Origin of the sequence: Paenibacillus uliginis N3/975, from assembly GCF_900177425.1 — a bacterium.
GTDB classification, from domain to species: domain Bacteria; phylum Bacillota; class Bacilli; order Paenibacillales; family Paenibacillaceae; genus Paenibacillus_AQ; species Paenibacillus_AQ uliginis.
In genome coordinates, this window is record NZ_LT840184.1 from 3,528,758 (window position 1) to 3,553,073 (window position 24,316).

Genomic DNA, 24,316 nt, shown 5'->3' on the forward strand with positions numbered 1-24,316 from the left:
TACACTCATTAAGATGCAAATATTTAATTTTACTAGGAGGTTCAACAGAACACAATGAAAAAAGTACTTGCTATTTTTGTAGCTCTCACCATGTTTCTGGTCGTGATTGCCCCTACTTCCGTTGATGCTAGAAGAGGCGGTGGCGGCTTCAGTTCCGGAAAGAAATCATACTCCACTACTCCTAAAAAATCGGACAATGTTCAGAAATCCTCGAATAAGTCCAACACAGCCGGCACTCCGGGCGCAACTCAAAAACGTGGATTTTTCAGCGGTGGTAGCTTGATGAAAGGTCTGATGATCGGTGGTCTTGCTGGCATGCTGTTCGGCGGAATGTTTGGCGGAATGGGTATGCTGGGCAACATCCTGGGTCTTGCCATTAACCTGATTGCTGTTTGGGTTCTTATTATGGTAGTTATGGCTGTAGTTCGGTCCGTTCAAAACCGTCGTCGTCAGAATGAGCGCCGGGATAATCGGTATTAATCTATGATTCTGAGTATGGATGAAATCATCAATGCGGTTTGCCTCCATCAGGCAGAACGCAAAGGTGTTAAACCTACCGATGTTACTGTTGAACTGAGCTGGGATGAAGATACCGGCTTTACCGCCGAAGTGTGGGTGAATAGCCGAAGTCAGTATTTGATCGAATCCAATCTGATCGAAGCGATACTACGTTACCTGTATTCCGAATATAACATTCGGACCTATAGTGATCGGGTGAAGCTCGATCTGGAAGACGAAATTATTGCGATTGTGGAACAATAATCCGTCAAATATATAGAGAAGCCGCTTTCGTCTATTCGAAAGCGGCTTTTCTTTTTATAGGAATCTCTCCTTCATCCCACTAATATAGTGTAGGAGAGAAGGGCGGGATGAACGTGGGTACCAATAATGATCAAGAACAATGGGCTATCTTCCTAGCTGCAATCTGCGGACAGACCTATGCACAATTTACAAATACGGACGGCTCGTTCGTCGTTCCACTGAATTATGGGGTTATTGATACTATTCAAGCGAAATCCATCAGCAACGTATGGGAACCCTTCGGGTTTATTCTGGAATCTCCGAAAGAGATTATTATTGCCTTTCGGGGAACCAGCTCGACGACCAATTGGATATCTAACATCATCGCCTCACAAAAAAGATTCAAATATATTAAGGAAGACTGTCTTACACATCGCGGCTTCACAGACATCTATTCTTCAGCTCGCAGTGGGATTACCTCCGCCCTCTCTAGGTTGTCTCCCAACAAGACATTATACATTACAGGTCACAGCCTCGGTGGAGCACTCGCGACATTATGTGCTATTGATGTTGCGGCCAACACCACTTACATCTCACCCAACCTGTTTACATATGGATCCCCCCGTGTAGGCGATCCGGACTTTGCGAAAGCTTTTACAAAGTATGTTCGAAACAGCTACCGCGTTGCCAATCCCTTTGATGTCGTAACACATGCTCCACCAACCATCTACAAGCTGCCGAAGCGGGAAAAAAAGTACTATTACAGTCATGTCCAGACCCTCTCATCGCTGTCTTTCCAGAATGGATCCGTTAGCGCCAATCACCTTATCGGAAAGTATTTCTCAGAGCTCTCCAAGCTCCAACCGCAATTTACCCAACTGTTATGTTCAACGAACCCTGGATTCTGTCCAGTCGTTGAATCACAAGAGTAATGTCGAAAGCACTCCATAAGTTATGCTACTCCATTTCTTTGGTGCATTATGACCTGAAGATCATAAAAATGATTCATTGTAGTTTGATCAAGCACTTATTTGGATATTCATCTTTTTCCTACGCAATAAAACGAAAATCAGATAGCTTCCATATACCAAATATATAATATTTAATATAGAAACAACCAACAGCTCTTTGTCTACAATATCACTGCTTGTCATTTGAGCAAGCGCATCAAACATAAAATGAAATACGATCAAAGGAATAATGTTGTTTGTTGTTTCTATAAGCAAAGCAAGAATAAGACCGATAAGAAAAGCATTGATAATTTGCAGTAAGATATGTATGAAATCACTTCCGTTCAGCGCATTTGCCATATGTAGAATACCAAAGAATAAAGAAGAAAAAACGATATAAAAAACTGGTCCTTTGGGCTGCAGTCTTTCTCTGATGATCCCTCTAAATATCGTTTCCTCTGTATACCCAACTAGTAAAGAAAAAATAAGAATAAGTATAATTTTACTTGTAGTAAGCTCTAAGTTGAACCCTCCCATCATTGGCTGAACAACCGCTATAACAAGCAATGGAATATAATAGAGCGTTACCTTCTCTTTGCGGATATCTAGCTTTTTGAAACCAAATTTTTCAAAAGAGCGGTCCCTTTTTGTCATGTACACAGTAACAATCACTGCCATTATGAAAAATGCACACGCTTGGGCAAGCATGATGCCTGCGTCCTCAAACCCCAATATCGTTGCGACTGCGGATGCCACTGCAACCAATAAGGTTAGCACTATCCCGAGCATGAATGAAAATAAAATTGGATGTCCTTTGACTACTATTTCTTTCATCGGTTTCTCTCCTCTTATATCGTGCAAATATTGTTTACTTACATGTATAATATTGGTAATATTCAGGGAGATTATAGAAATTTTCTATTCGGTTCTAAGTTATTAATTCCAGCACCGACAAAAAATTCACAGCTTTTTGTTCTTATGCTTTCATATAAGGTTAGTTTCACGAATTTGGTGAAACTAAAGATAATAATGTACTGTAATCTTATTATACTATAAAATGGAAAAATATAACGTTAACAAATCTTATAATCTCCAACAAGAAAAACTCCTGCTATTTCTAATAGCAGAAGCTTCTAAAAAAATTGATTCACGCGAACATCTCATCAATGACAGGTTCGTGTGAATCAATAACTAGCAGTACCCAATAGAAAGGAAGACAAGCTTGTTTTCGCGTTTGGCGATTTCAAAGCATCTTCCGAACAAAGGAACCAGTTCACCGGATTATGTGCATGTTGCAGAAAATACGGCGATTTTTGCGCTTTCGCGCTTTGCAGAACCTCAGCAATCTGTTTGAGCGGTTTACGCAGAACGATAATCTGACGCAGACGTGTGATGACTTCAACATCGTATGCGCGGTATGCGGAATCTTCCTTTTTCGCAGGAGTAATCAACCCGATTTGCTCGTAAGGTGCTGTCAAGTAGGGACTGAAAACAAATGCCATTCAGTTAATCGTCAGTGATATGTATGAAATAGTCTCGGATTGTATAGCGTAGATAATCCAACTACTCAAGCGGCGATATGATTAAGGAGTCACCACCACAGTTAGATTATACTGTGTGGATGCTCTTTTTCTTTTGTGTCTGTCTATATAGCCGAGTAACTATGCTAAATTAGGTCACAGCCACTCAACCATAATTAAAGCGTCTCAACCAATTTCTGAATCTTTGAGTGGGAAATTAAATATACATTGCCTATAATGTCGATTTTGATGCCCTTCACACGTACAGCACCATCTTTGTCTGCCGCCACATAAATATCCATTTTTTTCGATAAAGGGAAACGTTCCTCAATCAGCGCGGTGTTATCATGATCAAAATGAGCTTCAAAAGAAAAGTGATTAAGAGCCATACCTTCATAAACAGTGCATTCATCCACATATTCATCAGACATGTTCATCCCACCAGCACTTGTTCCCATTACAACAGCATTACTTTTTTTAATCACATCCGATAATTCATATTCCGTCAAAAGGTGCTTTTGGTTCCGAGGGTTTCCACCACATAAAAAAACGACAGAGGCGTTTTGAATTAATCGGTGGGCATCTTCCATCTGCGTGCGGTGATCAATTAAATGATATTCATCAAAAAAAATGTTAGCCTGATTAAACCATGTCCTTTCAAAAACACTATCAATATTAACTTGCTCATCTTTAAAATCAGACGATTCAGCGCTAATCATAACAAGCGATTTTCTGTCTGTTATATCCTCATGCAACACATTGACTAACTTCTCAGAAAAGCCCTTATCATAAAACCAATCTAAGTAATAGTGAGTTTTCATACGTAATTACCTCCATATGTAATATCTAAATTTATCCATTATGCTTATCAAAATCCATAGCGCCAGGCGAGATAAAAATGTCTATAGTAATATAAATTTACAGCACCTACACAACTCAAGCACTAAGCGCAGATATGGAAACTACCCTGCTATTGATAATATCAAAGGAGTCATTTAATGTAAATCTATCCTTTTTAGTCCTAACTGCACACCAACCCCATCTCATCCTAATACCTAAGTGTACGGGTTGAGATTGAAAAGTGCTTTGACACTTGACTGATGGTTTGCAGTTCGGTGACTATCCCGCAGAAAAGAATTTTACCATTTAGAGATACCCCATAATCAGGCCGTATTCGAATATTGTTCTTATACGTCAAACAAAAAACTCCTGCATAAAGCAAGAGCTTCTATAGAAATTGATTCACGCGAACATCCCATCAATGACAGGTACGTGTGGGTCAATAACGTCAGCTAGAAGACCACATTCCTTTCGCTTCTTATCGGAGTCAGAACGCAGAAAAGGGCAATCAACAAGAAACGCTGCAGCCTTCTTAAGCTGGGAGATATATAGAACGGCTTATCAATGGATTCATGATGAAAAATTAATTACCGCTGAATAATACAGGTCCTTGGTCAATTTTTCTGTGGAGCATTCGTCAACCACTCAGCTAATTCTTCTGTCTGCATCAACACCGATAACGGATCAATGAAATAGGAGCGGGTGTTGGACCAGGCATATAGTCTGTCATTTTTGACTGCTTCCAGTTGTCCCCAGATTGGATCCTTGCGAAGTTCCTCCAGTGATCTCTCGGTAGTCAGGATAATATAGTCTCCGGCATATTGGTCCAATAATTCTATTGAGGTGTCCTTATATTTCTCTTTCAACAAAGCTTCATCATAGGATGGAGGTGATATCCGTCCTAGATTCCCGTAAATAGCTTGTCCGCCACGGCCAAACTCACTGCCATATATACTTAATGACTTGTCTGTTTCTTGCATAATACTAAAGGTTGCATCTGAGGGTATCACTGCTTGGACCTTCGCATTGGCAGCAGCGATTCGCGCAGTATAATCGGATATCCATGTGGTGGCCTCCTCCTCCCGCCCCAGCAGGTCTCCAAAGAACTTCACTTCCTCTTCAATGGATGAAAAGTTCCCATAGGGAATGGCAATCGTTGGGGCAATTTTACTGTACTTTTTATATTCTCCCTCATCCGAGGTCATTACGACAATCAGATCGGGATTAAGATCAATCAGCTTTTCAAAGGAAACATCACTGCCGGAAGAACCGACAATCTCTATATTGTCCGTTAAACCACTGAAATACGGGTTGTCCATGATGCGCGTCGTAGAGCCGATTGCATTAGCCTTCACTGCCAGAAGACTGCTCAAATATTGAATCGCCACGATGCGTTCGGGATTTTTCGAAACTTCCACCTCTCCGAATATGGTATTCACGATCTTGGTGGCTGCCACAGGCGTTGTTTTCTGAGTTGATTCAGAAGAATTTGAGCCGGCAGCAGATGTTTCCGATGGAGACTGTAGACTAGAGTTTCCCCCTCCGCAAGCTGTAACCAATAAGGCCATACAGAGTAGAAGTGTTGCCATCATATTTTTTCTAGATGTTCTGTTCATGTGATACTCTCCTCTTTTGTTATATTGATAATAATTATCATTATCAATATAACATTGAGAAGTGGACTCAGACATGGACAATCCCCACCTTTTATATGGATTAAACCGAACATCCTCTTCACCAGACAGCTCTTTTTTGAAATGGCTGGGAGAGAGACCGACGTTCTTTTTGAATATACGGTTAAAATAAAACACATCCTCATAGCCTACACTCTGGGAAATCTCACCAATCGAAGCATCCGTGTATTGCAACATATGACACGCTTTGCCAATACGAAGTCCAATTAGATAATCGATCGGGCTGCGCGTCGTCAATTCCTTGAATCTAAGGGCCAGATACTGGGGATTGTAGCAGAACCTCTGCCCTAAAAGCTCCAGCGTCAACGGTTCGTCTAGGTGCTTATGCATATATTGGACTACTTGCTTAACAACTTCTGTAGGAAGGAGATCAACTCCTAACTGCTGTTTTTGCTGAAGCATTTCCAGAATAAATTGATAGAACAGCGTTTTCACCAATAATTTATCCTTCTCCGTCGATTCGCTCCATGCCTCTTCCATTCGCAGCATTATCTGATAGAGCCCTACAGGCTGTGCGGGAGCAAATGCAAACATTTGCTGAGACGGGGGAATTTCACCCTTGTTCAGAAAATATCTTCGGCGGAGCGAAAATTCGCCACGATAAAGCACCAAATAATATTCCAGATATTCCGTTGCTTCAATATCCAGCCTCATACCCTTGCAGCCATGTAAACAATAAAAATGTTCAGCTGGATGAATAAGCCCATCCATCCGTATCTTCGCTTTGCCCCTGTACAGAAATAGAAAAGCACTTGCAGGCAAATGGTAGCCGTTGCTTGATTCTCCCGCAGCAAGTGTATACAGACGGATGTCGGCCAGCTCAATATGTAATTGATTCCAGAGTTTGTACTCTTCTTGCTGCTTCATCGTATGATGAATGCTCCTTCCTATAATCCTTTATTTATGCACCTTTCTCAAGAAGCTTCAAGCCCTCACTTCCCTGACGTTCTTCTTCAACAACACAACCCCACCCATCATTAATGGCAATACTCTTGGGACTAAGTTAACAGGAGATTCCTATCTCCTTCCAAATTCCATTGACAAATTACACCATAGTTGATTGTCTCTCCATTATAAACACCAGTTGTTTAGTCAACAAGTGATTCTCTATAACCCACAGTTTTAAGCTTCTTTCGCACAAGCAATAGAATGAGTATATTGTCGCTCAAACAGTCATTGAAAATTTAAGATTTTCCAATAACTTTGACATAGGACATCTTCCACTACTCAACATGCCGCCTCTGGGTGACTGTGTTTTGCTCAAAATACTCTACTTGGTAACCATGGACATGACTCGAAAATGGACATTCCGTGTCCAAAACTAGGGGCAGATGCTGCTTCAACTCTCTGTATTTTTCCTAGATCGAGTTGGTCAGCATTTACGATAATTTCTCTCCCCGAGGGGGAGATCGTTTTTAAAAGAGTTTACACAAAATATTTGACAGACCCACGCGAACATCCCATCAATGACAGGTACGTGTGGGTCAATAATAGGCTATAATCAATAGATAGGAAGACAGGTTTATTTTCCTGTTTAGCCTTGTCAAAAGCTTCTTCCGACCAAGGGAACCAGCCAACCGGGTTATGAGCATGTTGGAGCAGGTAAGGCGATTTCTCGACGATTAATCTATTGGGTATGTGATTCGTTGTCATGGGGTATCACCTCTTATCACTAACACCAAGAACTAGAGAAGGGAAAGGATATTTATGCAGTACAATATGGAATGTTAGGAGCACAGCTATTTGTAATTGAATGCAAAAGATATAGTAGCACTAATAAAGTTGGTGTTAAACTTGTTAGAGGTATCTACGGGGTAAACATGGCAGAAAGAGCTAAGCTAGTTACAACATACTTTTCTATAGATGCCATTGACTTTGCTTCTCCGTTAAAGTACGAATTTTCGTTAAAAACTTTTGGTAATTTAAAATGATGGTTAAAAGAGTATAAATTAAATACGAAGTGGTAATATAGAAACATTATACTAACCACTTCGTTCTTCTCAATTACACCCTTAACATAAAAAATCATAATACATTTACTTCATGAATGCATAAATCAATTTGTGTTATTTTTTATCAAAATATAAAAATTATTGCAACAATTTATGATCTGGCAACAACGTCATAATAACATGTTCTTTATTATAAAGATCCATTTCTAATATACTTCCTGTTAATATGACTTGACCACTATGACTTTTCTCAATGATATCCAGAAATCTTCCATACTTATCGGTGTCTAAGTCCTTATCTTTAGGGGAATCAAGTAGTATAAACCCTAAGTGATTAATATCTATATGTTCCTTCAAATGAAATAAAGATGTTAGATAAGTCAATCGAGTGGCCACTTTTAAACTTGCCGAAGACATATTTCTTATGTTGACATTATCAATTAGCGGTGTATACTCCGAATCCAAGGTTGCATTCATGTTATTTCCAAAAACGTAGTTTAACTCTTCAGAAAATAACTTCCTCCAAGTTTCTAATTTATCTTCTTCTGAATAAAAAACGTTTTTCTCTAATTGATCTAACTCGTCTTTCAATATTTTTATTTCAAATTCAAACTTGTTCTTTTGAAGTTTCAGCTCATCTATTGTATTTAAATAGCTAAGATGAACTTCAAGCATTTGTTCATTTTTTGTCAGTTTTTCTACACGTTCTTTTATAGATTCAATAATATTTTCGGCTGGCGTATTATTTTGCTGTTGCTCTTTGAGAAACTTCTCTTTAAGTTTTTCTATCTTTTTATCAATATTCTTTTTTCTCTTTTCCGTTTCCTTTATTTGTATTAATAGTTCTTCCCTTACTTTATTGGCCTCAAATAAAGATTCCTCAAGCATTCTCTTATATTGTGATATGCGCTCCAAATCATCACTAGCAATTTCATTTGAACAATAACTACAATGCCCGTCAGTTGGTGGGAGAATACTTGTTTTTTGTAAACAAACTGGACATATTTCTACAGGAATAAGGGTAATTATTTGTCTAGCTATAATCATTTTTTTCAATGTTTCAATTTCTGTACTGATAGTTTGACTAACATTTGTTATATCGTCTCTTTGCAAAATAAGTTGATTGACGTCCTGTCTGATGCTTGCATTTTCCTTTGTTAATTTCAAACTCGACTTGTCATTAATTTTAGAATTCATTGTCTCAAGCTGAGAAATGTATCTATAATTTTCCATTGATAGTCGATCTTTCTCTTCTTTAATTCCCTCAATTTTTTCTATAATCTTGTTTTTATTTTTCAACTTTACTATTTCCGAAAACTCTTCATTATTTAAACCACTTGAAGTACTAACTTCACTCATAACCTGAATTTTAGATATTAACGAACTTCTTTCTTTGAATAATTTTTGTAATTTTAGTCTTGCTTTCTGTACCTCTGTATTTTCTTTCCCGAGTAGAGCCTCAATAATCGCTTTTTTTATTAATGATTGGTTATTAATATAATTCCTTACGCTGCCACCTAAATCAGCCAATATTTTATACGCTGGAGTATCTTGGTCGGCAGTCACCGCACGTAGCATAAAATAATACCTCATATTTGCCTTGTTATTGTTACCATAAGGTATTTCCTGGGTCCCATATCCTTCTTCAAGCAAAATCATATCAGAAAACTCTTCTAAATTCTTAATTTCAACTTCCTCTTCAACTAATTCATTATGTTCATTAAGAGGAATTACAAGTATACTTCCCGAAGAAGGTAATTTCCTTATAAATCTATAGCTATTTCCGCTTTTCAACTCAACATCGAGTTCCACATGATCTGTATATTTACTTTTATCTATTTCTTCAATAAAAGAATCTATATTAGTTCCTAAAGAATAAAGAATAAGTTTTATGAAAGTAGTTTTTCCAGTAGCATTTTCACCAAGGATATAATTGATTCTCCCTAAACTAATAGAGAAACCTTTCTCTCCTTTTACCGTAATTTTTTTGATAATCATGATATATCCTCCGCAAACCGACTTAACACCTCTAGCCCATTTTTTGTAATGTGAAGGACTGAATCCAAGCTATTACTTGAACTCTCAATAATATTTAATAAATTTCTACTAACTAATATAACAATCGCGGAGTCAAGTGTGTCTAACGCCTCTTTGGAGCGCCTCTTTAATAATGTATTAACCATCTGCACTCTGTTATATTTAATTCCTTGTACTTGTCTTGTTGAGAGCGCCTTTAATAATTGCATGGAACATAAGTATGGATCTAAATCAATGTCTTCATCAAAAAACCAATTAGAAGTACGGTCAACTAACATATATGTACTCAACTTTATTCCACCTTCCATCGTATTGCACAATTAGATGTAGCAATATAAAGAAGTCCTTCTAAAAAAGCCTCATCTATTTCTATGATGTCTTCATATTTTGAAATTAAAGCTGGAAACTGAGAGAATATATCGTCACTTTTATATTTTAGTAACTCTCCATCTTCCATCGGCATTGTAACTTTTGATATACATGTTAACAAATTTTCATATATATCAGCTAATATCCTTTTTCCTTCTTCTGATTTATTTAGCTGAAAGATGATTTTGAGTGAATTTAGTTTAGAAGTAATAGCACGAGTTTTTGTTAAACCATTTGTCTTTCCATCCTTGAGTTTTCTCAGTAATGTACTGTTATCTTCGTCAGATGCGATAAAAAAATCTTCTTCTAGTCTAATTGCTCCTCTGGCTTTTGAACCCATGACAGTCTGTATAATAAATTTATCCCGACCTACAATATCTCCAGACACTGTATTGTGAGACTGTTCGACGCTACTTTCCAACTTTTTTATCCCTTCCAATCAGATCACCTTTTACAGTGTTTTTATTTTGATTTACTTTATAATTCTTACTGTTGTTAAGCGTAATTCTTTGAACTACAAATGTTAAAGTAGCTCCTGCAGAAAAAGCTGCAATATGAGTTATTATCTCACGAACCCACGTCTCCAATATAATCCCCCCATCCTTTATAGAGATTTCAATATTACCCTGAATTTTACTACATTTTGTATGTACGAATAGGACTAAAGCATAAAAATCAGTCCTATAGATCTATTTACACGGGATGCTTTAATTATTATCTATTAATAGATAATAATAACGGCATTTTTTAGGCATAAATTCATCCATTTAACTTCCTCACAAACGATTACTTTTCAAATTAACCTTACAACATCACATGTGGAAGGAATATTATTTTTTCTCAAAATGAATTTGTTTCCTTAAAACTGCTATTCCCTTTATATTTTTATTTCCCTTATCAGTATATCTTTCTATCTTCCCAAAGAAAGTTATCTCAATCTCTTCTGATTTTTTTTTAGCTTCATTCAATTGATTTAAGAACCTTTCAAACATCGGCTTAAACAGTTTAATTTGTGCAAAAGTCTCTGAAGTTTTGTTTGTTGATATAGCTGTCTTCCTTAATTTAATTTGAACCCATTCATAACCATCCTTATCTGGATATGATTTTCCTATAGAAGCGAAAATACCTCTTAAACAAACTAATTCTTTTGGTGATCTAGATTGAAATTTTTCAAAAACCCGCTCCCAATCCTCAAAATATATATCTGCCCAACGAGCAGTTATACCAAAAAATCTGAATTCCAAAAAGTTTTGAGTGCCATTTTTCTCAAAATACTTTGCAATTTTTGCAAATGCTCTAGCCGAATTTATATAGTCTGACAACTTCTCTGTATCATTTGCATAAAATCCAGGTGATTTTTTAGCATCTTTCTTCTTAGAATCTTCTTTTGTTGGAATTAAATCTTGGGATAATAAATCCATTAAGGTCTTTTTTAAATCTACAGGAATATTAACTCTAATAACTAAATCCTTATCAATTACCACACCAGCAACTTTGCTTTTAGGAAGGTTTTGAGTTTGAATATTAGTTTTATTATAAGGACATTCTCCGCCTTGATAGTCCAAATGACTCTTTTTACCTCTTTTTAATCTTAGAAAGGGGGCAACATATTTTTCATTTTTTATGTACGTACCTACAAAACTGATTTCAACATTACAAAACTCACATTTAAGTGATGTATTCAGATTATCATCTAACTGTATATCATCTACCGATACTCTACCAGCTGTAGGATGTATAGCCCAACTCATCTTTAATTTTGAACTCATAGTATTCGCCCCCTGTCATTCTTATAATTTATATCGGAATCAAATAGCATAATTTATAGTTACTGGACTAACTGATGTATATCATCCATTCACAAATAAAAAGGCTTCAAGCTTAGAGGCTTGAAACATTCTTGAATTATTAGATGATTAGGTAAATGCAGCTCCAGACACTACTCCCTCACCAACAACACACTCCTACATGTGTAGAGACGGTGGAAAGGACATACAAACGTATTAGCTCTCACTTATAAACAAGCCGTCAATTCAACCTTGTTCCATTCCCGGTTATACACAATCCGCTCCAGCAACTTTTTCAACGCCCATTTATTCTTTCTGATATCAATTTTTATTGATTATTATTCTTCTCCCATTTCTCAACAATATAATTTACAAATCCAGAACAAGACACCAACATATATTTTGCATCTTCTGTAGATGCCCCTGCAAAGTCAATGCCTGCATGACGGATACCGTTTTGATCGGAAGTATATCCATAAAGCTGAGTTAGAGCTGATTTTAGCGCACCATGCAATTTTAATCCACGCTCATCCATTTTTTTTAGAGCATCCCCCAAAGTAGCTTTATTATTATCTGTAATGATGCAGCAAAGTGACTCAATTGCGCTGATTGATTCTTTAATAGAATTCTCGTAATCGGGATTTTTACGCCTCGAATACAAAGAAAGAGCTTTTGACATATGAGTGTTTACAGAATCATATTTTGTGTTAGTTGATTGTTCAATAGATCTTAATTCAGATTTGTTTGTTATTGGAACAACCAATCTTTTTACAATGCGATATCCAGACTTTTCTTCTTCTAACACTCGAATAAATTCCCTTGCGAGATTGTTTGCATTGGATTTACTTTTTTCAGATTCCTTTTCTAAATAAACCTCAATAAAATCATAAACGAAGTGCCACTCCTTTTTCGAAAAGAGACTCTCTAATTTTTTCATATTATTTCCACGTGCGTACCAGTCTTTCGGATACTCATACGTCAGCCCAAAAATATCTAAAATTTCCTCGATGATTTCCAAACTCGAGCTTCTTGTAGAAGGGTTCAATAGATATTGATTTTCAAAAAGAAATATATTCCAAATCCTGTTTCTAAGTGCAGAATCAACATTTTCAAATTGAATTTGTTTACTGGTATATCCATTTCGTTCCGAGAAATTTTGCTTTATCATTTATATAGTCCCCTTAGAAAAATAGATATGCGAACATCCGCTTCTTGTGCTACTTATACACGTTTCTGCAATATGGTTTCAGTACAGAAAAACTCTCCCCCAAACCAGTCCCCACAGCTTCGATATTATTTTCTATATCCTATATTACAAATTTCTTCTTTCATAGAATCCTATGTTTCATGGTGATTCTTCGGTAGCCTCAATCAACTTATTTTAAGTAACTAGTTCGACAAATTTCTTTCAGACTCCTGCTTCGTTTGTCGTAATTAACTCTAAAAAAAGAACTGGCTGTTAACCCAGTCCCCATTCTACTTGTCTCTTATTTATAACAAACCGTCAACTCCACCCGATTTCCTTCCCGATTATACACAATCCGCTCCACCAGCTTTTTCAAAGCCCGATTCTTCTCTTCACTCGTCACCGAAGCGCTCCATAACTCCCTAAACTGCCCTACCCGCTCATATATCTGCTTTACGGTCGGATAATTTCTTTCATCTATTACAACTTTTCGCAAATCCTTCAACTCTTCCTCTAACCTCTGTATCTGCCTTGATCGAACGGCCTTTCGTTCCAAGAATACTTGTTTCGTAATCATGTCCTCTTCATACGATTCATGCAGCTTGTCCAATGCCCTCTTCTGCTTTTTCAATTCCTGCACTTTGACCTCGATAATGATCTGTGGATCATTGTACCTACTTCCATGCAGTTCAATCTCCCGTAAAATATTCGGATCAACATGGATAATCCGATCATACAGAGCATTGAAAAAATCAACATCCATTACCTTGCCACGCTGCTCACATTTGCTGCCATCTTTATACTGGTGATAGCACAATGCACTCCAATACTGCCCTTGCTTCTTATTCTCACCTACTCGGAATCTCATCCGTGAACCACACTTTTCACAATACAACAAGCCTGACAACGGAAAAATGCTCCTCCTGGAATTCGGGTTCAGCATTCTGTTCTTAAGCAGCCGTTCCATAATCGCTTCATGTTCTTCCGGCGTTTTCAGCTTTTCATGTGTTCCCATGACTTTAATCCGCTCTTCTTCGGGTACAAGCTCCACCTGACCACGCTTGGAACGGGTTTTGCCATAAGTGATGTAACCCTGCCAGCAACCGTTGAACCGTAATATTTGACCAGCCCTTGTTCTTTCCATCCGGCTTAATGTTGTATGGCGTGGGTATCTTGTTATCCGTCAACCAAATGGCGATATGACCAAGGTTTGTTCCATTCAAATACTTTTCAACAATCGCTCGATAAATTGAACGCTTTGTTTCATCCACCAATACCGACCTTGTGTTCTTATCGTAGTAGTAAGGAAACGGTGGCTTTCCGTTTGTCCACCTGCCTTTCTTGGCTCCTGCCTCTTTCCCCTGCTTCATTCTTCGCTTAATCGTTTTGTACTCTATTCGGGCAAAAACAGAGGTCACTTCTTCATATAACCTATAGGTCCAATTCCGATTCTCCACCAGAGGCCAGAAGGGTATCCCTATGCTTCGAGAGAACGTCTTCAAATTCACCATCGTCCCGTGATTTTCTTAAATAAACGGCTACGTGTTTAATTGTTTTGCTTTCTATAATAGCTTCTACTCCAAACTTGTTAAATTTTTGCCGCCTTCCAAGTAGAATATTGAGCATTTTTGATGACGCATCATCGAATATGACAACCGTAAAATTTTGGAGGCGTAATTCATGAAGAAATGTGAATATGTAATCCAAGAAGTTAATCAGCCATCCGGCAAAGCATTGCGGCAATTTCATGAGCATGTGGCCGAGATATTGAGCCTAACTATCCAAGCCAAGGCCGAGATAGACATACCTCTCCCCAAAGTGCTTTATTCTACGCAAGACAAGCAGAAAACTAACAAAATAAAAACAAGCCGGAGCGCATGACTCATTCACGCTCCGGCTTGTTCTATTACAGATTATTTTGAATGAATTCCCGTTCGGACTTTTTCAAATACCTTAGTGAATTCTCGAAGGAATACAGGTACATGGAGCGTAGCATCCTCAATTTTTCTATTGAGCCATCTGCAATCACTTACTTAATGGCTCGGATCATTTGGCTGTTGGTTACTTCGAATTTCCCCGGCTTTACGATATTTTCAATGGCAACTGGCTTCTCTTCTTTGCCCTCATTCAGTTCTCCTTGTGAATTTGCTTCATTTAATATCGCTTCCGGCTGTGCCACAACTTCTTGCTCTGTTCGCTATCCCCTTGTCCAGGCACGATCTCTTGTTCTTCTTGAATAATCATGATTATAATGACCTAAGCTCTCATCTTTAACGATTTCTGGGACTACTTACAATTTACAAGATATTAAACATCATAATGAACGCTGAAAATAGATTTGCACTTCCGTGCAATATCCAGCTTGGGATTATCGATCCATCTGATAACTTTTCGTTAATGTAACCCATCACCCAGCCGATTATAGCCGTAAATATAGTTATTATCGTTGCATTTAAGATTCCAGTATTTAAATAGAACATTACCCCGTGCAAGCAGCCAAACAATAATGCTTGAATTGTGTTTCCAACAACAAATCCAAATGCAGAAATAGCTCTTTTCCCAATAAACCCTCTAAATAACATTTCTTCAGATAATCCTGTTTGTACAAAAGCATATAACAAAGCTGCTATTATTCCTGAAATACCAACTCCATAAAATTGGGATGCTGCAATGTCTGACTTATTGGTAAAGTATAATAAAATCATAACTCCAAGTGCTGAAAACAAAATAAATCCCAAAATTAAAAAGGTGAAAAAGCACATTCTATTGTTTATTTTAGGGATTTTTAACCCAATCCACTTCAAAAACGACTGCTTTTTTCTCCCAAATTTTAACCAACATAGAATAGGGATTACGTTAACAAGAACTACTTGCATGATCGAAGAAACTAAAATCGAAACAGTCATCTGCCCCTCCATAAACTTGATTTTATAAGTCATACTTACGGGATTTATCCGTTTACATCTTCTTCCTTTTTATATTCTAAAATATCACCGGGCTGACAATCCAGCACTTCGCAGATCGCATCAAGCGTGGAAAAGCGGATGGCACTTACTTTCCCCGTTTTTATGTTGGATAGATTAACATTAGAAATTCCTACTTTTTCTGCAAGTTCATTTAAAGATATTTTTCGATCTGCCATCATACGATCTAATCTTAAAATAATAGCCATCATACACCATCCTTAAAGAGTTTCATCAGATTGCTGTTGTAACACCCCACCGTAATCAAAAATTTGAGCTAGGCAAAAGAAAACAACTGCAACCAAAATGAAAGACAGTTCAAATGATACATAGACCTTAACAGTAGGTGCTAGTATCTGCATCATCAGTATCTCGACAGATGCGGGAATAATAGCTAGTAGCACCATCAACTTGGAGATTGCCTTTAATCGCTTCGTCTGTTTGGCAGCAAACGGTGTATATTCTCTGCTAATATCCTTAAATATTGCACCAGCTAAAAATAGCATCGCAATGACAATGCTTTGCTTTGTTATATTGACACAGAATTGAGCAATTAGTTCGGATTTGGAGTAATCTGCAGTATTTACAATTGGTGAAAAAATATGAATGCTGCCTATTGTTGTTGAGATAACATCCTCTGACACCGCAGCAAGCCAAATGATTGCTGAAATTTCTACTCCAACAGCTATAAACACTACGATGCGAAGGATTTTGAGACAAATCGCCAATAATTTACTGCTTCTTTGAATTTTATTATTGTTCATATTGTCATACTCCTTTATTAGGATGATTAAAGTATGACATCAAAATAAATGTTTTTCAACAATTATTTAATGTTTATCGATAATTATTTTACGATAAATGAATTTTGAAGCATTTATAACCAAAACCATCTGTCGTATCTTAGAAAGCCACTATTCTCTGCAAATTAAGAAATAATCCCTCAAACTACGCTGCAAATCAGTGGTTATAGTTTAGGCTCTCTTATCTTACTTTTTCTAAATATTCAATTGCGATACTTTTTGTATTAGGATAGCAACTCCATATGTGGTCTTTACTACCTTTTTAACGAACAATTCTTTAGACAAAATGTTGTTTAAGGATTGTTTTTTTCGTTTGAGGAAGATTTCCCATAAAACACCCTTCTTGCTTGTAAGCTGAAACCAAATGGTAAAATATAGCAACAATCAAAAGGAGGAATGAATCATGAAGAAAATGGTTTCTGTAGTCACCTCTGTATTTACTCAAACGACTAAGTACCCTGTTAAAGAAAAGGCAAAGGTATGAGCCTCGAAGCTGGTGTCCGTCAGTCAACTAAAACGGTATGGGAACATAGAAATGGAAAAAACTACTACGCTTTGAATGAAAAGATAACTTCAATCATGTATCTGACCAAAGCGCTTTTGGCCAAAAATATATCCGTTGAGGGAATAAGATTCTTATCGAGTTTACACTGGTATAGTCACAGTCTGGTTGCAAAATCAAAACAGCCCGGTCACTAAATGATCGGGCTGTTCTGATATAGATGGATATAAAATTACAATATCTAGTTTTCGTTTCCTCTAAGGCCCTCTAGGATCCATAAGCTGCACTCTGAAGCTTACTGGACTTGACATGGCATGAAATCTAAGTTGCTGGCTGGGAGTAATGTAATCATATTCATCTTGGTATTTCTTCGTTGGCTCCCCCAAGGTATTCATGCTTTGCTCCATGGCCAACTGATCAAATTCGCCTAAAGCGATATAATGTATGGTATCTATTCCGTATTCTGCAACTAGTTCTAAATTGTGTTCGAAATACCAAACTGCGACTTTCGAGTTAACCTCAAAAGATTCATCAGGATTACCCAGCATCTTAATGACCTGATTTATGTTCATACCAAGTGTAATACCGTGAATATAAAAAATATCATCTTCTCTGGTAATATTCAGTTTATCTGTCGATGCATTATATTCCAGTAGTTTGGTGATTTTCTCTTGATTAACATCAGGATTGAAATTCCCATCAATCAAATCATTCGCTGCCTGTATAAGCACTGCTTGTGTATGTTTTTCAGCAGCATTAGTGCTTTCAGCTTCTCGTTTCTTAATGGACGGTATGAAATAACTTCGATAATATTCTGGATACTCTCTGCTAGCTAAAACCAACTCTTCCTTGGTAATATCAAAATCAAATACATCGTCCCAATACGGCATTTGGGCATTACCAAATTCCGGTAAATATATTCTATAACTAATCACAATCTCTTTCACGCCATTGTTATCAATATCCACAATAAGGGGCTCAATAATATCATTGATCTGTTTATTTTTGACGCTACCGTTTTTACGATACTTAATTGTGAAATCTCCACGCCCATTGCTCCCTCCACCCGACACAAATGAAGTGTCGATAATGCCGTTCACAACTATAGACTTTTCTTCACCGCTATTTTGAAGATCTTTTCCAGCCCCATCCTCTAATAAAAAATCATCTTTCACTAAACTCTCATCTTTTATTGTTTCGCCCACTGGATTATCCTTATCCTTTAACAACTGATGATTTGCCATAGAAAACGTAAACTTCGTTAAAAATCCAAATACAGTTACTCCAACGATTAGTATTATAGCAGCAACAATAGAACTATATTTAGTCACTTTCTTTGCCTTTAGTTTTGTGATTTCTAATTGCCGTTCTCTTTCTTCCTCTGCCTTTCTTTGTCTTTCAGCCTTCCTTTCTTCATTGGCTTTCACATCGTTCCTAATCTTTTCCTCATCGCTATACTCAGTTAAAACATCATCTCTTCCTCTTTTACACCTTTTACAAGTGGATTGATCGTCATGATTTAGTCTTCCGCAAACACATACCCATTTATCGTCATACTTTTTAGCAAAGTACTTGGCATCCGTTCCTGCACGACCCTTAACAAATTCTAAAAGCATTTTATTCTCTATCTTGGTTAATTCGACTTTTTCTAATTCTGATGAGCCCTTATTCCAGATCGATTTATCATTAAATAAGACTTTTATTACATCAATTTCTATTTTTCTAATATTTTGAAAATCGGACAGTGATATCTTGTTGTCAGTTTTTCGTTTTCGATTCTGTACTAAACCCTCTTTAAATTCAATTTCACATTCTAAGCTATTATTTCCTTCCCCAATAGAATCGCCAAATTGGTCATAACAATAGATCGTAGCCTTAAGTCCTTTAACAATTTTGTCTGACACGTTATTAAACGTTAATGAACAGTAAACCCTACCAGTGCTTTTGCTTTTATATAATTCATATTCAAGTAATTCTACAGGACATTCTAAATTCACCAACATTTCAACCCCCGAATTAACCATTTAATAATTCCAAATCATCATCATCCTCTGGTTCTGGTTTTTTTCCAATCTTCAAATTTATTCTATGTAATTGTTCTATAATTTCTGATAATCCGATAATACACATTCCTGATATAAATCCTGTAACCCAATATATGATTGTTAATAACCACACTTGTTCATATTTCTCTCTATAGGTACCGACATCCACTCTCCCTAAAACCACACCTAAAATGATACCCGCTACGATAATAGCAACCCCGATCCATGTAAGTACACTGGCAATCTTATTCCGCCTATCTAACAAGTAAAGCACCACCCATATTAATAGTTATATATTGATTGCCCTAAAAAGGTCTATCTCACAAATGATATGACCTTTTTTGGGACTCAATCATATACTAGCATGTAAAATAGTGTTTAAATCTGATCTTTATGAAACAAATCAAAACTAATATTTGCTGAAATACAATGAAGGATTTATTAACTTTTACGTTGTCCTCTTTATATTCCCGGATAAACAACGCCTACGCTGTTGATACAGTTCATTGCGGGATACAGCATTCACCAGAGACCATCGGATACGCGTTGTCTGAAACCACATTTGGAGAAGATAAAAGCCACGTTAGGCGTCCTACCAAAAACAGTCATTGCTGATGCAGGGTATGGCGGAGAAGAAAACTACGCCTATTTAGAATCTAAAGAAGTTTATACTGTCGTCAATTACAACACGTACCACAAAGAGAAATGCAAAGCATGGAAGATGAATAATGGAAAAATCGACAATTGGACATATGACCATGACAGAACCTGAAAGTGTGTTCGGACAAATATAGAACAACGGGGATTCCGGCGTTTTCTGCTTCGGGGCTTGCAAAAAGTTAGCCTTGAGATCGGGTGGCTTTCGCTCGCTCATAATCTATTAAAGCAATCCACAATGGACCAGAAATTAAAAATAGCAGGTCAAAGATAACCCCTTGACCTGCTATTATTAGTGAATCAGTCTCTTTTTCAGAAAATTAAGTGTCTCATCAGAAGATTAAATATGCAAAAGGAATCTGCACGCGGGAGATTCAAGACCGCCTAAATAATCTGAATGGTATTGAGGTCTCTCCAATCTTCATCTCCAACACCACAAACAAGATTGTTCCCCTCATTGTACACTCCTGGCGAAACAACTGGGATGAACTCGCAACCTTTTTTAAATACCCAGCAGAAATCCATAAAGTATCGGCAATAATGAACACGTTGAAATCATCAAAGGAGTAACAACAAGCTGATCGAAACTAAAGGTAAAATAACTATAAATATTACATTTGTTTCCTTTAATATATATGGTCCATTTGCTGATTAATGATCTAATGTATATTTAGCAGTTCCTAATCAAGAACAAAAAATCCTCATGAATGGAGACCTCTTCTATCTTTGCTAAATAAATCATTTTAATATTAATCCAGCAGCCCAAAAGCTTCTAAGTTGAGCCGACTTTCTGAACTGACACCTGCCTCATCACGCAGAGTAGCCAACGCTTGTTGCAAATCCTCTTTTTTCACGTAAACATAGGGACTTTTCCAACTGGACTCCAACTGTAATGAACGAATATGATTCGGTTTGATTTTCGGGAAATTATAGACCCATTGTTGAAGATCAGATTCAGGAATATCAGACTTCACATTTTCACCGATAATGTCCAATACGTTTCCCCATTGGGAAATCCCTTGAAAATCCCCCAATTTCTCAATGATCTGCTTGATCACTTGCTGCTGTCGATCGTTACGTGCAAAGTCGGAGGACTCTCGAGTTCCTTGATTTGATTTACGATACCTGACAAAGTCGAGCACTTGTTGACCATTAAGAGTCTGCAACCCCTTTTTTAAATCGATATGCGTTCCGTCTGCGGAATCGTTATATTTCATATCCATATCGACATCGATTTCCAGTCCGCCAAGCGCGTCCACGGTCTGCCGTAAGGCATCAAAATTCAACACGACCATATGATCAATCGGAAAACCTAGCAAATCAGAGAAAAAACGTTTTGTATTAGGAATAGCCTCTGACTTATCCTTTATATAGTAATAAGCATAATAATAATTGGATTTACGAGAAGGCAATGATTTAGGTTTTAGCAACAAATCACGCGGCAGGGACAACATACTAGCAGAATGGGTTTGTGGATTGAAACTGACAAGCATAAGAACATCTGTATTCATCACCCCATCAGCACCATCCCGACTATCTACACCCGCCAAAAGAAAGGTCATAGGTTGAATCGATTCCTTCTTTACATTACCGATCGGATCATCAGCCAGCTTTGGAGCTGCCACACGTTGAATCGCAGCATCCGCCTTATAATATATATACCCCACATAGATTCCAACTCCAAGTATCAGGGCAATTATGACAAGGTAAATGATCATCATAACTTTACGAATTGCTTTTTTCTTGGGTTTGATAGACATGATTTCCTCCACTTAATTCTAATAATATTCAATTTTTGAGTTTAGAAGCTTTTTTATAACTTTTCCAAATATTTCTCTCGATTTTTTCATAAAGATCGATGCTAGCGTTCAAACATTTCTGAGATACAGACCATCGATGAACCATTTGATAAATCATAAACGCGCTAATTACACCAATGAATGCTCCCGCGATGACATCAGAAGGATAATGAACACCATTCCAGATTCGGGAAAATGAAATCAAACCTGCCAATACAAGCCAAATTACGCCATCTTTCTTACGAAACAACCATATACCTGTTGCGATTACAAAGGCCCCAATCGAATGATTACTCGGAAATGAAGCGTTAGCGGAATGTTCAATTAATTGGTTAACCGTATGATGGACAAAAGGCCTATCCCTATAAAAAAAGTGAGAAAGTATATTACCAACACCAAATCCAACACAAGCTGACAAGAGAGTTGTTACCACCATTTGCCTGTTCTTATGTATGCGAGTAAACCAATAAACAATAATCCCCAGGTAAAAGAAGTACTCTGCTTTTTCTGATAAAAATCGCATAAATGGATTTAATGCAGAGAATGTTACTGCCATTTGATTGATGAATTGAAATACGAGATCATCCGTTTGAGATATGCCCAATTTCATAACCTGCTTTCTATTTCTGTAATAATAAGGTTGATCTTTAGTTCATTCTATATAGATATCGTCTTTATGAAATTTGACACTTAACACCAAGCCAATCGCAATCATATTACTAAGTAGTGAGCTACCTCCATAACTTATGAACGGTAAGGAAATACCCGTCAGAGGTACCAAACCGATATGCATGCCTATATTAACGAAAATTTGAAAGACTAACATTCCTATAAGCCCGGTAACAAGATATGACCCTGCAAGTTCTCTACTATCCTTGACGATATGAACCATACGATACATGAGAAGGAAATATAGCAACAACAGCACCGCAGAACCCAAAAAACCATATTCCTCGCCTATGACCACATAGATCGAATCGGAATACGCATAAGGAATAAATCCTCTACGTAAAAAAGATACGTCACTTCCAGTCAATCCTCCCAAAGCTATCGCATATTTCGCGTTTTTAACATGCCATGATTTATCGGGATCGCTGGCTGGGTCAAGAAAAGTCTGAATTCTTGACATCTGATGAGGCTCTACAATCTTGGATAACAATTCAAAATTGGCATAGTATAGCCATAATATTATGCCTACCGTAATGATCATAATACTGATGAAAGCAGTGCACCCACAAAGACGAGAGAAGTACCTAAATCGGGCTGTTGCATGATTAAGATGATAGGAATCATGAAAATGATACAAATTGGTAATATATCTTGAAAAATACGTAGCTGGGCTCCCTCTCGCTTACCTAATAAATGAGCAATCAGAAGCACTGTAAATAATTTAGCTAATTCAGAAGGTTGAAGCTGAAAGTTTCCAATACTTAGCCAACGAACAGCACCGTTAATGTTCTCTCCGGTAAACTTGACAAGAACCAGCATCCCTATGCCAATTCCATAGAAAAGGTAGGATATCTTACCTAGCAGAATTCTATAATCTAACAATGCGAGAAGGAGCATCGGAATGCAGAATACACCGAATAGATATAAATTACTAATGTGAAGGCCTTCTAATTTCGTATCCACTGTGGCTCCATAAATAGCAATCGTACCAATGGCAACAAGACACAATATAATGAAAAGCATGAATTTATCCAGTTTTGCAATTATGCGTGTGATAATCATAGGAAAACCTCTATTTTGTATGAATTTCTGTAGGAATCCCCCTAAAAATGAACATCACAAATAATCCGATGAGCGCAAATACGTCTTGTTTCTTGACGTAGTGCCACGGACTATTGTGTTTTATGATGACATCTCCCTCATTTTAACTACATTCCTTGGGAAGGATACTCAAGATCAAACTTACCGTGATACTCCTCCTTGGATAACAGCTTCAATTTATCTTCACTCAAGCCATAAATGTCCAGACCATTTCCTGCAGCCCCTAATGACCAGCCAAGCACGAGCTCGGAACGACCGTCCTGATCGATATCTGGAAATCCAGCATACTCCAAGCCGTAACCAAAGCCTTTGACTTCCGAGACCATTTGCCACTCCTCATTATCTTGCTTAAATAGCGCCGCTTTCAACATTTTACCTGTCGCTTTATTCTCTTCATATACAACGACAGCTTCATCGATACCGTCCCCGTCCATATCTCCGAACGAGATGTCATTACCGTCTTTTCCCTGCGTGGGGACTAACAATTGAACCTCTTCAGGCAGTAATTTGATAAGTTCATGGTTGATTTTGTCTCGCTGAATACTTGTTTCTGATAATGGAGGCTTAATCATATCTACTGGTGTTGCGGGAATCCCACATCCTCCGAGCAACAATAACGTAGTCGATATGAAACCTATTCTAATGAGTTTGTTGAGCATTCTGATTACCAACTCCTCGATTGTCAAGGTTATTTACTATTC

Annotated in this window: 26 protein-coding genes and 5 pseudogenes; 8 read left to right on the top strand and 23 right to left on the bottom strand. The window is 37.4% G+C overall.

Annotated elements, in window-relative coordinates:
* Positions 1-54: 54 nt before the first annotated feature.
* The 3 genes from B9N86_RS16620 (at position 55) to B9N86_RS16630 (ending at position 1,673) form a co-directional block, all read left to right on the top strand.
* Complete coding sequence (locus B9N86_RS16620) at positions 55-480, top strand: hypothetical protein (RefSeq protein ID WP_208914280.1); 426 nt, start codon at positions 55-57, stop codon at positions 478-480.
* A gap of 3 nt (positions 481-483) precedes the next feature.
* Positions 484-762, top strand: a complete 279-nt coding sequence (locus tag B9N86_RS16625) for a YxcD family protein (protein ID WP_208914281.1) — start codon at positions 484-486, stop codon at positions 760-762.
* A 107-nt stretch (positions 763-869) separates the two neighbouring features.
* On the top strand, positions 870-1,673 hold the full coding sequence (locus B9N86_RS16630) for a lipase family protein (RefSeq protein ID WP_208914282.1): 804 nt from the start codon (positions 870-872) through the stop codon (positions 1,671-1,673).
* 87 nt (positions 1,674-1,760) lie between these two features.
* Here B9N86_RS16630 and B9N86_RS16635 read toward each other — a convergent pair whose 3' ends face one another.
* The 4 genes from B9N86_RS16635 to B9N86_RS16650 form a co-directional block, all read right to left on the bottom strand.
* Positions 1,761-2,525, bottom strand: coding sequence for a CPBP family intramembrane glutamic endopeptidase (locus tag B9N86_RS16635; protein WP_208914283.1), 765 nt, complete (start codon positions 2,523-2,525; stop codon positions 1,761-1,763).
* A 350-nt stretch (positions 2,526-2,875) separates the two neighbouring features.
* Entirely contained in the window at positions 2,876-3,193 is a 318-nt protein-coding gene (locus B9N86_RS16640) for a MerR family transcriptional regulator (RefSeq protein WP_244562731.1), read from the bottom strand.
* A 194-nt stretch (positions 3,194-3,387) separates the two neighbouring features.
* A complete protein-coding gene (locus B9N86_RS16645; RefSeq protein WP_208914284.1) occupies positions 3,388-4,032 on the bottom strand; it encodes a Type 1 glutamine amidotransferase-like domain-containing protein in 645 nt (214 codons plus the stop codon).
* A 633-nt stretch (positions 4,033-4,665) separates the two neighbouring features.
* On the bottom strand, positions 4,666-6,612 hold the full coding sequence (locus B9N86_RS16650) for an AraC family transcriptional regulator (RefSeq protein ID WP_208914285.1): 1,947 nt from the start codon (positions 6,610-6,612) through the stop codon (positions 4,666-4,668).
* 380 nt (positions 6,613-6,992) lie between these two features.
* Here B9N86_RS16650 and B9N86_RS30815 point away from each other — a divergent pair.
* Positions 6,993-7,133: pseudogene (locus B9N86_RS30815) on the top strand (IS256 family transposase); the annotation flags it as partial.
* Between the two features lie 37 nt (positions 7,134-7,170).
* Here the strand turns inward: B9N86_RS30815 and B9N86_RS16655 are convergent.
* Positions 7,171-7,398, bottom strand: a complete 228-nt coding sequence (locus B9N86_RS16655; RefSeq protein WP_208914286.1) for a DUF255 domain-containing protein — start codon at positions 7,396-7,398, stop codon at positions 7,171-7,173.
* Between the two features lie 47 nt (positions 7,399-7,445).
* Here B9N86_RS16655 and B9N86_RS16660 point away from each other — a divergent pair.
* A pseudogene (locus B9N86_RS16660) lies at positions 7,446-7,676 on the top strand (restriction endonuclease); the annotation flags it as partial.
* A 159-nt stretch (positions 7,677-7,835) separates the two neighbouring features.
* Here B9N86_RS16660 and B9N86_RS16665 read toward each other — a convergent pair.
* The 8 genes from B9N86_RS16665 to B9N86_RS30400 form a co-directional block, all read right to left on the bottom strand.
* The gene (locus tag B9N86_RS16665; protein WP_208914288.1) at positions 7,836-9,695 is read right to left on the bottom strand and encodes a coiled-coil domain-containing protein; all 1,860 of its coding nucleotides are present in this window, start codon (positions 9,693-9,695) and stop codon (positions 7,836-7,838) included.
* Positions 9,692-10,024 carry a hypothetical protein gene (locus tag B9N86_RS16670; protein ID WP_208914289.1) on the bottom strand — a complete coding sequence of 111 codons (333 nt, stop codon included), beginning with the start codon at positions 10,022-10,024 and terminating at the stop codon, positions 9,692-9,694. Before B9N86_RS16670 ends, B9N86_RS16665 begins: the two co-directional genes overlap by 4 nt.
* A gap of 2 nt (positions 10,025-10,026) precedes the next feature.
* Positions 10,027-10,491 carry a hypothetical protein gene (locus B9N86_RS16675; RefSeq protein WP_208914290.1) on the bottom strand — a complete coding sequence of 155 codons (465 nt, stop codon included), beginning with the start codon at positions 10,489-10,491 and terminating at the stop codon, positions 10,027-10,029.
* A 22-nt stretch (positions 10,492-10,513) separates the two neighbouring features.
* The gene (locus B9N86_RS16680) at positions 10,514-10,690 is read right to left on the bottom strand and encodes a hypothetical protein (protein WP_208914291.1); all 177 of its coding nucleotides are present in this window, start codon (positions 10,688-10,690) and stop codon (positions 10,514-10,516) included.
* A gap of 243 nt (positions 10,691-10,933) precedes the next feature.
* A complete protein-coding gene (locus B9N86_RS16685; protein WP_208914292.1) occupies positions 10,934-11,872 on the bottom strand; it encodes a hypothetical protein in 939 nt (312 codons plus the stop codon).
* A 346-nt stretch (positions 11,873-12,218) separates the two neighbouring features.
* Entirely contained in the window at positions 12,219-13,058 is an 840-nt protein-coding gene (locus B9N86_RS16690; RefSeq protein WP_208914293.1) for an AbiJ-NTD4 domain-containing protein, read from the bottom strand.
* Between the two features lie 319 nt (positions 13,059-13,377).
* Positions 13,378-14,091 (bottom strand): recombinase zinc ribbon domain-containing protein, encoded by a 714-nt coding sequence (locus tag B9N86_RS16695; RefSeq protein WP_342193878.1) that lies wholly within the window; start codon positions 14,089-14,091, stop codon positions 13,378-13,380.
* A 4-nt stretch (positions 14,092-14,095) separates the two neighbouring features.
* Positions 14,096-14,587: a recombinase family protein gene (locus B9N86_RS30400; RefSeq protein WP_425298549.1), complete on the bottom strand. Its 492-nt coding sequence runs from the start codon at positions 14,585-14,587 to the stop codon at positions 14,096-14,098.
* Between the two features lie 169 nt (positions 14,588-14,756).
* Here B9N86_RS30400 and B9N86_RS16700 point away from each other — a divergent pair, with 169 nt between their 5' ends.
* The gene (locus tag B9N86_RS16700; protein WP_208914295.1) at positions 14,757-14,957 is read left to right on the top strand and encodes a hypothetical protein; all 201 of its coding nucleotides are present in this window, start codon (positions 14,757-14,759) and stop codon (positions 14,955-14,957) included.
* 148 nt (positions 14,958-15,105) lie between these two features.
* Here B9N86_RS16700 and B9N86_RS16705 read toward each other — a convergent pair whose 3' ends face one another.
* From B9N86_RS16705 to B9N86_RS16730, 6 genes are all read right to left on the bottom strand, one after another.
* The gene (locus tag B9N86_RS16705) at positions 15,106-15,255 is read right to left on the bottom strand and encodes a hypothetical protein (protein WP_208914296.1); all 150 of its coding nucleotides are present in this window, start codon (positions 15,253-15,255) and stop codon (positions 15,106-15,108) included.
* Positions 15,256-15,373: 118 nt separating this feature from the next.
* Positions 15,374-16,015 (bottom strand): CPBP family intramembrane glutamic endopeptidase, encoded by a 642-nt coding sequence (locus B9N86_RS16710; protein ID WP_208914297.1) that lies wholly within the window; start codon positions 16,013-16,015, stop codon positions 15,374-15,376.
* An 11-nt stretch (positions 16,016-16,026) separates the two neighbouring features.
* Complete coding sequence (locus B9N86_RS16715; protein ID WP_208920451.1) at positions 16,027-16,248, bottom strand: helix-turn-helix domain-containing protein; 222 nt, start codon at positions 16,246-16,248, stop codon at positions 16,027-16,029.
* A 12-nt stretch (positions 16,249-16,260) separates the two neighbouring features.
* Positions 16,261-16,803, bottom strand: a complete 543-nt coding sequence (locus B9N86_RS16720) for a hypothetical protein (protein ID WP_208914298.1) — start codon at positions 16,801-16,803, stop codon at positions 16,261-16,263.
* A gap of 798 nt (positions 16,804-17,601) precedes the next feature.
* On the bottom strand, positions 17,602-19,368 hold the full coding sequence (locus B9N86_RS16725; protein ID WP_208914299.1) for a hypothetical protein: 1,767 nt from the start codon (positions 19,366-19,368) through the stop codon (positions 17,602-17,604).
* On the bottom strand, positions 19,361-19,654 hold the full coding sequence (locus B9N86_RS16730; protein ID WP_208914300.1) for a hypothetical protein: 294 nt from the start codon (positions 19,652-19,654) through the stop codon (positions 19,361-19,363). The genes B9N86_RS16725 and B9N86_RS16730 overlap by 8 nt, the downstream gene beginning before the upstream one ends.
* Positions 19,655-19,888: 234 nt before the next feature.
* On the opposite strand from B9N86_RS16730, the pseudogene B9N86_RS31010 reads away from it, so the two are divergent.
* Together B9N86_RS31010 and B9N86_RS30410 are read left to right on the top strand one after the other, a co-directional pair.
* Positions 19,889-20,320: pseudogene (locus B9N86_RS31010) on the top strand (transposase); the annotation flags it as partial.
* A 71-nt stretch (positions 20,321-20,391) separates the two neighbouring features.
* Positions 20,392-20,523 (top strand): annotated as a pseudogene (locus tag B9N86_RS30410) (transposase); the annotation flags it as partial.
* 272 nt (positions 20,524-20,795) lie between these two features.
* Here the strand turns inward: B9N86_RS30410 and B9N86_RS16740 are convergent.
* From B9N86_RS16740 to B9N86_RS16755, 4 genes and pseudogenes are all read right to left on the bottom strand, one after another.
* A complete protein-coding gene (locus B9N86_RS16740) occupies positions 20,796-21,806 on the bottom strand; it encodes an LCP family protein (protein WP_208914301.1) in 1,011 nt (336 codons plus the stop codon).
* Positions 21,807-21,834: 28 nt separating this feature from the next.
* Complete coding sequence (locus B9N86_RS16745) at positions 21,835-22,401, bottom strand: undecaprenyl-diphosphatase (RefSeq protein WP_244562733.1); 567 nt, start codon at positions 22,399-22,401, stop codon at positions 21,835-21,837.
* 96 nt (positions 22,402-22,497) lie between these two features.
* Positions 22,498-23,576, bottom strand: a pseudogene (locus B9N86_RS16750) (FtsW/RodA/SpoVE family cell cycle protein).
* Between the two features lie 146 nt (positions 23,577-23,722).
* Positions 23,723-24,274 carry a hypothetical protein gene (locus B9N86_RS16755; RefSeq protein ID WP_208914303.1) on the bottom strand — a complete coding sequence of 184 codons (552 nt, stop codon included), beginning with the start codon at positions 24,272-24,274 and terminating at the stop codon, positions 23,723-23,725.
* Between the last annotated feature and the right edge of the window lie 42 nt (positions 24,275-24,316).

Coding starts and splice junctions, on each gene's coding strand:
- B9N86_RS16620 (WP_208914280.1), top strand. CDS start 55: ATGAAAAAAGTACTTGCTATTTTTGTAGCTCTCACCATGTTTCTGGTC.
- B9N86_RS16625 (WP_208914281.1), top strand. CDS start 484: ATGATTCTGAGTATGGATGAAATCATCAATGCGGTTTGCCTCCATCAG.
- B9N86_RS16630 (WP_208914282.1), top strand. CDS start 870: ATGAACGTGGGTACCAATAATGATCAAGAACAATGGGCTATCTTCCTA.
- B9N86_RS16635 (WP_208914283.1), bottom strand. CDS start 2,525: ATGAAAGAAATAGTAGTCAAAGGACATCCAATTTTATTTTCATTCATG.
- B9N86_RS16640 (WP_244562731.1), bottom strand. CDS start 3,193: ATGGCATTTGTTTTCAGTCCCTACTTGACAGCACCTTACGAGCAAATC.
- B9N86_RS16645 (WP_208914284.1), bottom strand. CDS start 4,032: ATGAAAACTCACTATTACTTAGATTGGTTTTATGATAAGGGCTTTTCT.
- B9N86_RS16650 (WP_208914285.1), bottom strand. CDS start 6,612: ATGAAGCAGCAAGAAGAGTACAAACTCTGGAATCAATTACATATTGAG.
- B9N86_RS16655 (WP_208914286.1), bottom strand. CDS start 7,398: ATGACAACGAATCACATACCCAATAGATTAATCGTCGAGAAATCGCCT.
- B9N86_RS16665 (WP_208914288.1), bottom strand. CDS start 9,695: ATGATTATCAAAAAAATTACGGTAAAAGGAGAGAAAGGTTTCTCTATT.
- B9N86_RS16685 (WP_208914292.1), bottom strand. CDS start 11,872: ATGAGTTCAAAATTAAAGATGAGTTGGGCTATACATCCTACAGCTGGT.
- B9N86_RS16690 (WP_208914293.1), bottom strand. CDS start 13,058: ATGATAAAGCAAAATTTCTCGGAACGAAATGGATATACCAGTAAACAA.
- B9N86_RS16695 (WP_342193878.1), bottom strand. CDS start 14,091: ATGGGAACACATGAAAAGCTGAAAACGCCGGAAGAACATGAAGCGATT.
- B9N86_RS30400 (WP_425298549.1), bottom strand. CDS start 14,587: ATGGTGAATTTGAAGACGTTCTCTCGAAGCATAGGGATACCCTTCTGG.
- B9N86_RS16700 (WP_208914295.1), top strand. CDS start 14,757: ATGAAGAAATGTGAATATGTAATCCAAGAAGTTAATCAGCCATCCGGC.
- B9N86_RS16710 (WP_208914297.1), bottom strand. CDS start 16,015: ATGACTTATAAAATCAAGTTTATGGAGGGGCAGATGACTGTTTCGATT.
- B9N86_RS16715 (WP_208920451.1), bottom strand. CDS start 16,248: ATGGCTATTATTTTAAGATTAGATCGTATGATGGCAGATCGAAAAATA.
- B9N86_RS16720 (WP_208914298.1), bottom strand. CDS start 16,803: ATGAACAATAATAAAATTCAAAGAAGCAGTAAATTATTGGCGATTTGT.
- B9N86_RS16725 (WP_208914299.1), bottom strand. CDS start 19,368: ATGGTTAATTCGGGGGTTGAAATGTTGGTGAATTTAGAATGTCCTGTA.
- B9N86_RS16740 (WP_208914301.1), bottom strand. CDS start 21,806: ATGTCTATCAAACCCAAGAAAAAAGCAATTCGTAAAGTTATGATGATC.
- B9N86_RS16745 (WP_244562733.1), bottom strand. CDS start 22,401: ATGGCAGTAACATTCTCTGCATTAAATCCATTTATGCGATTTTTATCA.
- B9N86_RS16755 (WP_208914303.1), bottom strand. CDS start 24,274: ATGCTCAACAAACTCATTAGAATAGGTTTCATATCGACTACGTTATTG.